Below are 8,617 nucleotides of genomic sequence, written 5' to 3' on the forward strand. Positions count from 1 at the left end.
CCCCAGTGTTCAGGAACCGTAGAAGATGCGCTCGATCACGGCCCGCGCGCGACGCGTCGTGCGCCGGTAGGAGTCCAGGAACCCGCCGGGGTCGCCCGCGTGCCCCATCGCCGACGCCACCGCGGCCAGGTCGCGCCCGGCCGTGGGCAGCTGGTCACCGGCCTTGCCCTTCACCAGCACGACGGCGTTGCGCGCCTTGGTCGCCATCACCCACGAGTCCATCAGCGCCGACGAGTCGTCCGACGACACCAGCCCGGCCTCGGTGGCGGCACGCAGCCCGCGCACGGTCGAGGGCGTGCGCAGGCCCGGCACCTCGAACGCGTGCTGCAACTGCAGCAGCTGCACGGTCCACTCCACGTCGGCGAGCCCACCGCGACCGAGCTTGGTGTGGGTGGACGGGTCGGCGCCGCGCGGCAGCCGTTCGGCTTCGACGCGGGCCTTGATGCGCCGGATCTCCCGCACCGCGCCGGCGTCCAACCCGCGCGCCGGGTACCGGACCGGGTCGGTCATCTCGATGAACCGCCTGCCCAGCTCCGCGTCACCCGCGATGACCCGGGCCCGCAGCAGCGCCTGCGCCTCCCAGAGCTCGGCCCACTGCGCGTAGTACGCCCGGTAGGAGTCGAGCGTGCGCACCAGCGGCCCCTGCCTGCCCTCCGGCCGCAGGTCGGTGTCCACCTGCAACGGCGGGTCCTGGCTGGGCGCGCTGAGCAGCCGCCGCACCTGCTCCACCACCGACGACGCGTACCGGGCCGCGTCCGGGTCGCTCACGCCCTCGGCGGGCTCGCACACGAACATCACGTCGGCGTCCGAGCCGTACCCCAGCTCACGCCCGCCGAGCCGACCCATGCCGATGACCGCGATCGACGCCTGCCGCTCACCGGCCGACCGCACCACCGCGTCCAACGCAGCCTGCAACACCGCCACCCACACCTCGGACAGCGACACGCACACCGTGCGCAGCGGCACCAGCCCCAGCAGGTCCGCCGACGCCACCCGCAGCAGCTCCTGGCGGCGCAGCGACCGGGCGGCGGTGACCGCGCGGTCCAGGTCGCTGTACCGGGACACGGCGCTGCGCAGCGGGTTGCCGATGGCCATCGGGTCGCGGCCGACCAGCGCCTCGGTGTCGGCCAGCAGCGGCAGCACCTCCGGCGCGCGCACCAGCAGGTCGGGCACGAGCTTCGACGTGCCCAGCAACGCGGCCAACCGGTCGACGACCGTGCCCTCGTCCCGCAGCAGCCGCAGGTACCAGGGCGTCTCGGCCAACGCCTCGGACACCTTCCGGTACGCCAGGAGCCCGCGATCCGGGTCCGGGGTGGTGGCGAACAGGTCCAGCAGCACCGGCAGCAACGCGGTCTGTATCCGCGCCCGCCGCGACACCCCCCTGGTCAGCGCCTCGATGTGCTTCAACGCGCCGTCCGGTGCGGCGTACCCCAACGCCGCCAACCGCGCCGCCGCCTGCGACGTGGTCAACCGCAGCGCCTCGGTGGGCACGTTCGCGACGGCCTGGAGCAGCGGCCGGTAGAACAGCTTCTCGTGCAGCCTGCGCACCTGGTTCGCGCGCTTGCGGAACTCGGCGAGCAGCACCTGGCTCTCCGACAGCCCGCCCTCGCCCTGCAACCCCGACGCGCGCGCCAGCCACCGCAGCGCCGCCACGTCGTCGTCGGCCGGGAACAGGTGGGTGCGCAACATCCGCTGCAACTGCAACCGGTGCTCCAGCGTGCGCAGGAACCGGTAGGCGCGGCCGAAGTCGGCGGCGTCCGTGCGGCCCACGTACCCGCCGCGCCCCAACGCGGCCAACGCCTGGGTCGTCGTGGAGTTGCGCAGCTCCTCGTCACCGCGCCCGTGCAAGAGTTGCAGCAGCTGCACGGCGAACTCGACGTCCCGCAGCCCACCACGGCCCAGCTTGAGCTCCCGGTCGGTCAGCCCCGCGGGCACGTGGTCCTCGACGCGGCGGCGCATGGCCTGCACGTCGGGCACGAAGTTCTCCCGTTCCGCGGCCGTCCACACCAGGGGGCGCACCACGTCCATGTACCGCTGCCCCAGCTCCTCGTCACCGGCGACCGGCCGGGCCTTGAGCAGCGCCTGGAACTCCCACGTCCGCGCCCACCGCTGGTAGTAGGTGGCGTGGCCGTCCAGCGTGCGCACCAGCGCGCCCGCCTTCCCCTCCGGCCGCAGCGCCGCGTCCACCTCGAAGCACGCCTGGCCCGCGACCTGCATCACCGCGCTCGCCAACCGGGTCGCCACCGCCAGGTCGCCCTCGCCGACGAACACCACGTCCACGTCGCTGACGTAGTTGAGCTCCCGCGCGCCGCACTTGCCCATCGCGATCACCGCGAGCCTGCACTCGTCCGACCGGGGCACCTGCCGCGCGGCGACGTCCAGCGCGGCCCGCAACGCGGCCACCGCCAGGTCCGACAGCAGGCTGGCCACGTCGTCGTAGTTCACGTACCGCTGCTCGGGCTCGACCACGTGCGCCAGGTCCGCGGCGGCGACCCGGCACAGCAGCGCCCGGTACTCCAGCCGCAACGCCCGCACCGCGTCCGGGCCGGTCAGCCCGTCGACCGCGGCGACCAGCGCCGGCGCGAACGACCCGGCGTCCACCGGCTCGGCGTCGACCAGGCCGTGCCAGCGGTCCGGGTTGGCGATCAGGAAGTCCGACAGCGCGGTGGACGAGCCGAGCACCGCCAGCAGCCGCCCGCGCAACGCCTCGCCGTCCCGCAACGCCTGGTCCAGCTCGGGCCACCGGTCGCCGAGCGCGACGCGCAGCCGGTCGATCCCGCGCAGCGCCAGGTCCGGGTCCGGGCTGCGGGACAACGCCACCAGCACCGGCTCGTTGCCCTCGCTCGGCCGGCGTCCCTCCCACCAGCCGGCGGCACGCAGGTGCTCACCGCTGTGCGACTCGGTGAGGCCGAACCGCGCGGGGGACGTGGGGAGGCGAGCTGGATCGGTCATCGTCGAACACCGTAGTCGGCCCGTGGGGCGGGAGCGGGGTTCAGCCCGCCACGATCAAGTAGATGCCGAACAACACTACGGTCACGCACGCCAGCAGGCAGGCCACGGCCGCGACCGTCGGCAACGCCGCCGACGCCTGCCGCTCCTGCGCCGCCTCGCGCGCCGACCACGCGCGCAGCCCGCCGGAGAACAGCAGCACCAGCCCCAGGACCACCGCGAGGCTCACCCCGAACACGGCGCCCAACGCCGCCCAGTCGATCTTCACACCGCCACCTTGTGCGTCTCGGCCTGCGCCGCGATCTCGTCCACCACGTGCTCGGGCCGCACCGGCTCACGGCGCGACAGCAGCCAGATCACCAGCGACACCCCGATGCCGACCACCGCCACGGCCACCACGCCGGCCGTGCCCAGCGACGCGATCTTGCCCGCGAGGGCGCCGACCAGCCCCGCCGCCGGCAGCGTGAGCCCCCACGCCGCCGCCATCCGACCCGCCACGCCCCACCGCACGCCGTCGAGCTGGCGCCCCAGGCCCGAGCCCATGATGCCGCCGGACGCGACGTGCGTGGTGGACAGCGCGAACCCCAGGTGCGACGACGCCATGATCACGGTCGCCGCGCTGGTCTGAGCGGCGAAGCCCTGCGGCGCCTCGATCGTGGTCAGGCCCGAGCCCAGGGTCTTGGTGATCCGCCAACCGCCCAGGTAGGTGCCCAGCGCGATCGCGATCGCCGCGCTCAGGATCACCCACAGCGGTGGTTCCGCGCCGGGCGCGAGCGTCCCGGCGGTGATGAGGGTGAGGGTGATGATGCCCATCGTCTTCTGCGCGTCGTTCGTGCCGTGCGCCAACGACATCAGCGCGGCCGACGCGATCTGGCCCGCCTTGAAACCCCGGTCCGTCACGGACTTGCGCGCGCGTTTCGTCAGCCGGTAGGTCAGGTAGGTGGCCAGCATCGCCACGATGCCCGCCACCAGCGGCGCGGCGATCGCGGGCGCCACGACCTTGTCCACGACCTTCGCGAAGTGCACCGCGTCCGCGCCCGCCGCGATCCAGGTCGCGCCGATGAGACCGCCGAACAGGGCGTGCGACGAGCTCGACGGCAGGCCGACGTACCAGGTCACGAGGTTCCACATGATCGCGCCGATCAACCCGCCGAAGACGATCGCGGGCGTGATCCGGGCGTCGTCCACGATGCCGCCGGAGATGGTCTTGGCGACCTCGACCGACAGCAACGCCCCCACGAGGTTCAACACCGCGGAGAACGCGACGGCCGTGCGCGGCCGCAGCGCGCCGGTGGCGATGGAGGTCGCCATCGAGTTCGCGGTGTCGTGGAAGCCGTTGGTGAAGTCGAAGACCAACGCCGTGATGACCACGATGATGACGAGGAGCGAGGCATCCACGCTGATTCCTCCGGCTGAACCGACACAGTCGTAGGTGAACGCTACCGGTCCGCTCGATGAACACTCGCATCAGCGGAGGTTCGTCACACCAACGGCAGGCTCCGGTGGATCGTCAGCTCACCCGACGCGAGGCGCACGAATCGTTCGGCGAACGGCTGCCACACCTCCCGGATGTCCTCGTGCCCCCGGGCGAGCCGATCCGGGTCGAGCACACCGGCCACACCGTCGGGGTACCCGGCGGCCCACTGGAGAACCACCTCCGGGGTGGTCTCGATGTGGAACTGCACGCCGTAGGCGCGGTCACCGACGCGGAACGCCTGGTTGGCGCACTTCGGGGAGGACGCGAGCAGCAACGCGGTCGGCGGCAGCAGCGCCACCTCGTCGTGGTGGAACTGGAGCACGTCCGGCGTCCACGGCAGCTCGCCGAACAGCGGGTCACCGCTCGCCGCGTCCCGCTTGGCCACCAGGCCCATCCCGATCTCGGGGCCCTTCGGGTTGCGCCGCACCTGCCCGCCGGTCGCCGCGGCCAGCAGCTGGGCGCCGAGGCAGATCGCCAGCAGGGGCACCCTCTTGGCCACCGCGTGCGACAGCAGCTTGCGCACGTCGGCCAGCCACGGGTGCTCCGCGTCGTCCAGCGGGCCCATCGCGCCGCCCAGGCACACCACGCCCTGGTAGCCGTCGAGCGAGTCCGGCACCGGCTGCTCGTAGGGCTTGACCAGGTCCAGCACCGCCCCGGCGGCGGTCATCCACTCGCCGAGGCGGCCGGGCGGGTCGTCGTGGCCGGGTTGCAGCACGAGAATGCGCGTCACCCGGCCGAGGGTAGTTCAGCAGTCACACGAGATGCGGTGCAGGCCGGCGCCGCCACCCGCGACCGCACCACCCCCGACCGCGTCGCCCTCCACCGCGTCGCCCTCCACCGCGTCGCCCTCCACCGCGTCGCCCTCCACCGCGTCGCCCTCCACCGGGTAGCCCGACGCGTGCCAGGTCGTGATGCCGCCGGCGAGCCGCTTCACCTTGAACCCGAGCCGCGACAGCTTGAGCGCGCCCTTGGTGGCGGCGTTGCACTCGAAGCTCTCGCAGTAGCAGACGTAGACGAGGTCGCGGTCCCAGCCGGCGGTCGTCGTCTCGTCCACGTCCCAGTGCGGGAGGTTGACCGCGCCCGGGATGCGCAGACGGGCGAACGCCTCGGGGCTGCGCGTCTCGACCAACCGGAAGCCCTCGGTCGTGCCTGCCTCCAGGTCGCGGACCACGTCGTCCGGGTCGGCTTCGAAGGCCAGCTCCGCGGCGAAGAACGCGGCGGCAGCAGCAGGCTCGGCGGCGGGGAAGCGGAGCGTGTTGGTCATGGGTAGATCGTTGCTGACCAGCGTGTTCTTCCCCCATGGAGAACTCCAGGCGTTGCCGGGGTCCGGCTTACGATTCCACGGTGGAACTGGACGATCTGGATTGGAAGTTGTTGGACCTGCTCCAGCGCGACGGTCGGATGACGTTCACCGAGCTGGCCAAGCGCGTCTCCCTGTCCGCACCCGCCACCACCGAGCGCGTGCGACGGCTGGAGCAGGCCGGGATCGTCACCGGGTACGTCGCGGTGGTCGACCCGCAGCGGCTCGGGTTGCCGATCGAGGCGATCGTGCGGGTCCGGGTGCGCAGCCTGGACACGCCCCGGTTCCGGGAACGGGTGGTGACCATGGCGCAGGTGCGCGACGCCGACCACGTGACCGGCGACGACTGCTGGTTGCTGCGCGTGGTGTGCCGGTCGATGGTCGAGCTGGAGGAGTTCGTGGAGCAGGCCCAGCGGTACGGCGACACCACCACCTCGCTGGTGTTCTCCTCCCACGCGCGCAACCGGCCCGTGACACGGGAAGTCCTCGGCGGTATCGTTTCTCGATAACATCGATAAACGATATGCGGGGGCCATGTCATGTCGAGGGGGAATCCGTTAGAGCCGTTGACCGGCGTGGTCGGCGCGGCGTTGGCGGTGGGTCTGGGCGCGTTCGGGCTCGCCACCGCGGTGCGACTGACCGTCGGGCTGTTCGACCCGGTCTGCTTCACCGCGAAGTACTGGCCGCACGACACCGAGGGCGTCGACCTGGCCGCCGGCGTGCGGGTCGACCAGGTCGACCGGGTCACGTTGTGCGTCGACGACCCGGCACCGTGGCAGCACGCGCTGAGCTTCCTGGCCGAAGGCACCACACCGCTCGCCCAGATCGCGGCGTTGCTTCTGTTGTTGAAGCTGCTGCGTGACGCCGCGCGCCACGGCATCCACACGGTCGGCACGGCGACCGGCGTGCACCGGCTCGGGCACTACCTGCTGTGGGTGCTGCCCGCGGCGGCGATGGTCGAGTCGGTCGCACGGACGACGCTCGTGCACGCCGCCGTCACCTTCGACGCGGGCTTCCTGTCCTTCATAGGTGACTGGGAAGCACCCTGGTGGGCGGTCATCACCGGCCTCGCGCTGCTGTCGCTGGCGAAGATCATGTGGACGAGTGCGGAGATGCGCGCCGACCTCGAAGGAACCGTGTGAGCGCGCTCCGCAACCCGTTGCAGCCGTTCACCGGGTTCATCCGACTCATGTGGTCGGCGACGACCGTCGTGTCGGCGGTCGCGGTGCTGCTGGTCGCGTTCGCCTCCTACGGGACGTCCCTGTGCTTCACCTCGGAGCTGGGCACCGAGCTGATGGGCACGAAGCTGCGCGGCGACGTCGCCCACTTCAGTGCGGAGTCGTTGCGGGTCTGCGTCAACCGGCCCGGCGGCTGGGACCGGGTGCTCGGCCTGGCCGACCTGGTGCTGCCGATGATCAGCTACGCCTCCCTGCTCTTCCTGCTCATGCGCCTGCTCGAACGCGGCGCCGTCGAGGGCGTCCACACGGTCGTGACCGCGGACCGGTTGCGCCGCCTCGGGTGGTTCACGCTCGTCGCCGTGCCTGTCGCGACCCTCGGCGAAGCCGCCGCCCAGGTCCGGCTGCTGTCGCACGTCCTGCCGGACGCCGACCTCTCGTTACTGACGAGCGAGTGGGACGTCCCGTGGTGGGCGGTGGCCACCGGGCTGGGCATGCTGTCCCTTGCGAAGATCATGCGGACGAGTGCGGCGATGCGTGAGGACCTCGAAGGAACCGTGTGACCATCCAGGTGCACCTCGATCGGCTGCTGGCCGAGCGCGGGATGACGTTGACCGAGCTGGCGGACCGCGTGGGCGTGACCGTGGTCAACCTGTCGGTTCTCAAGAACGGGCGGGCCAGGGCCATCCGGTTCAGCACGCTCACCGCCCTGTGCGACGCGTTGGACTGCCAGCCGGGTGACCTGCTCAGCCACCGGCCGGGGTGAACACGAACTCCGCCGAGTCGACCACCGGCCGGAACCCGATCCGCTGGTAGATCGAGTTCGACGTCGGGTTGGCGAGGTCGGTGTAGAGCACGACGTGCTCGGCGCCGTTCTGCTGCGCCCACGAGGCGCAGGCCGCGGTGACCGCCGCGCCGTAACCGTGCCTGCGGTGCTCCGGCGGGGTGTAGACCGGGCCGATGCGCGACATGCCGGACGCCGGGGCGTTCGCCGCCGCCCATGCCACCGGCATGTCACCGTGGTGCCAGACCAGGTGGCCGTTCCCGGCGGCCAGGCTGACGCGCGTCATCCGCTCCGCGCGTTCGGCGCTGCCCTCGTCGTGGACCTGCGAGGTCGCTTCGACGCTGAAGTCCAAGCGCCAGCGGCTCAGCAACGGGATGTCGTCCTCCGTCGCCAGTCGCGCGGCGCCGGGGACGTCGGGTGGGATCAGGTCACCGAGCTGGTACAGGCGCAGCGCCATGTGCTCCCGGGCGTTGCACCCCGTGCGGGCGGCCCACGCGATGACGAACGGCTCGACCGACTCGCGAGGACCGTTGACGCCGGGGAGTTCCACCTCACCCGCCAACGCGTCCGCGACGGCCTCCACCCACCGCGGTCCGACACCGCTGAGCGTCAAGGGCCACGGCGGGGTGCGCAGGGCCGCGGCGACCAGGACACCGTCCTCGGAAACAGTGACCAGCAACGGCGGCTCGTCGTCCGGGTCGGGGTGGTGCAGCCAACGGTCGACCGCCGCGATCGGGATGGTGTGGAAGACGGGGTCGGCGTTGTAGAAGTCGCCCGTCAGCGCCCAGAACTCGGCTAAGTCGTCATGTCTCGTCACCTCGACCACGAAACGACCGTAACGCAAAAAGCCTTCAGGGGCACCCGTATCCACGGATGCCCCTGAAGGCTGAAGAATTGTTCGGCGGCGTCCTACTCTCCCACACCCTCACGAG

10 protein-coding genes are annotated in these 8,617 nt (G+C 71.9%); 4 read left to right on the top strand and 6 right to left on the bottom strand.

Going from position 1 to position 8,617, the window contains the following annotated elements:
- Window positions 1-9: 9 nt before the first annotated feature.
- The 5 genes from AB0K14_RS39225 to AB0K14_RS39245 form a co-directional block, all read right to left on the bottom strand.
- Window positions 10-2,952 (bottom strand): bifunctional [glutamine synthetase] adenylyltransferase/[glutamine synthetase]-adenylyl-L-tyrosine phosphorylase, encoded by a 2,943-nt coding sequence (locus AB0K14_RS39225; protein WP_360461633.1) that lies wholly within the window; start codon window positions 2,950-2,952, stop codon window positions 10-12.
- A gap of 40 nt (window positions 2,953-2,992) precedes the next feature.
- Window positions 2,993-3,217, bottom strand: coding sequence for a hypothetical protein (locus tag AB0K14_RS39230; protein ID WP_360461630.1), 225 nt, complete (start codon window positions 3,215-3,217; stop codon window positions 2,993-2,995).
- A complete protein-coding gene (locus AB0K14_RS39235; protein WP_360461627.1) occupies window positions 3,214-4,347 on the bottom strand; it encodes an inorganic phosphate transporter in 1,134 nt (377 codons plus the stop codon). Before AB0K14_RS39235 ends, AB0K14_RS39230 begins: the two co-directional genes overlap by 4 nt.
- 83 nt (window positions 4,348-4,430) lie before the next feature.
- Entirely contained in the window at window positions 4,431-5,156 is a 726-nt protein-coding gene (locus AB0K14_RS39240; protein WP_360461625.1) for a type 1 glutamine amidotransferase, read from the bottom strand.
- Between the two features lie 15 nt (window positions 5,157-5,171).
- Complete coding sequence (locus AB0K14_RS39245; protein WP_360461622.1) at window positions 5,172-5,690, bottom strand: rhodanese-like domain-containing protein; 519 nt, start codon at window positions 5,688-5,690, stop codon at window positions 5,172-5,174.
- Window positions 5,691-5,770: 80 nt separating this feature from the next.
- Between AB0K14_RS39245 and AB0K14_RS39250 the strand changes: the two genes are divergently transcribed.
- Genes AB0K14_RS39250 through AB0K14_RS39265 form a run of 4 tightly spaced genes read left to right on the top strand, consistent with a single transcriptional unit; the run spans window position 5,771 to window position 7,667 of the window.
- On the top strand, window positions 5,771-6,235 hold the full coding sequence (locus AB0K14_RS39250) for an Lrp/AsnC family transcriptional regulator (protein ID WP_360461619.1): 465 nt from the start codon (window positions 5,771-5,773) through the stop codon (window positions 6,233-6,235).
- Between the two features lie 57 nt (window positions 6,236-6,292).
- Complete coding sequence (locus tag AB0K14_RS39255; protein ID WP_360461616.1) at window positions 6,293-6,868, top strand: hypothetical protein; 576 nt, start codon at window positions 6,293-6,295, stop codon at window positions 6,866-6,868.
- Window positions 6,865-7,464 carry a hypothetical protein gene (locus tag AB0K14_RS39260; protein WP_360461613.1) on the top strand — a complete coding sequence of 200 codons (600 nt, stop codon included), beginning with the start codon at window positions 6,865-6,867 and terminating at the stop codon, window positions 7,462-7,464. The genes AB0K14_RS39255 and AB0K14_RS39260 overlap by 4 nt, the downstream gene beginning before the upstream one ends.
- Entirely contained in the window at window positions 7,461-7,667 is a 207-nt protein-coding gene (locus AB0K14_RS39265; protein WP_360461611.1) for a helix-turn-helix transcriptional regulator, read from the top strand. Before AB0K14_RS39260 ends, AB0K14_RS39265 begins: the two co-directional genes overlap by 4 nt.
- Here the strand turns inward: AB0K14_RS39265 and AB0K14_RS39270 are convergent.
- Window positions 7,648-8,511 carry a GNAT family N-acetyltransferase gene (locus AB0K14_RS39270; protein ID WP_360461608.1) on the bottom strand — a complete coding sequence of 288 codons (864 nt, stop codon included), beginning with the start codon at window positions 8,509-8,511 and terminating at the stop codon, window positions 7,648-7,650. The genes AB0K14_RS39265 and AB0K14_RS39270 overlap by 20 nt on opposite strands.
- Window positions 8,512-8,617 lie beyond the last annotated feature (106 nt).

Origin of the sequence: Actinosynnema sp. NPDC050801 (genome assembly GCF_040673975.1) — a bacterium.
Lineage (GTDB): Bacteria > Actinomycetota > Actinomycetes > Mycobacteriales > Pseudonocardiaceae > Actinosynnema.

Bases quoted from the DNA above. Each gene is read 5' to 3' on its own strand.
- AB0K14_RS39245 (WP_360461622.1), bottom strand. From the start codon at position 5,690: ATGACCAACACGCTCCGCTTCCCCGCCGCCGAGCCTGCTGCTGCCGCC.
- AB0K14_RS39225 (WP_360461633.1), bottom strand. From the start codon at position 2,952: ATGACCGATCCAGCTCGCCTCCCCACGTCCCCCGCGCGGTTCGGCCTC.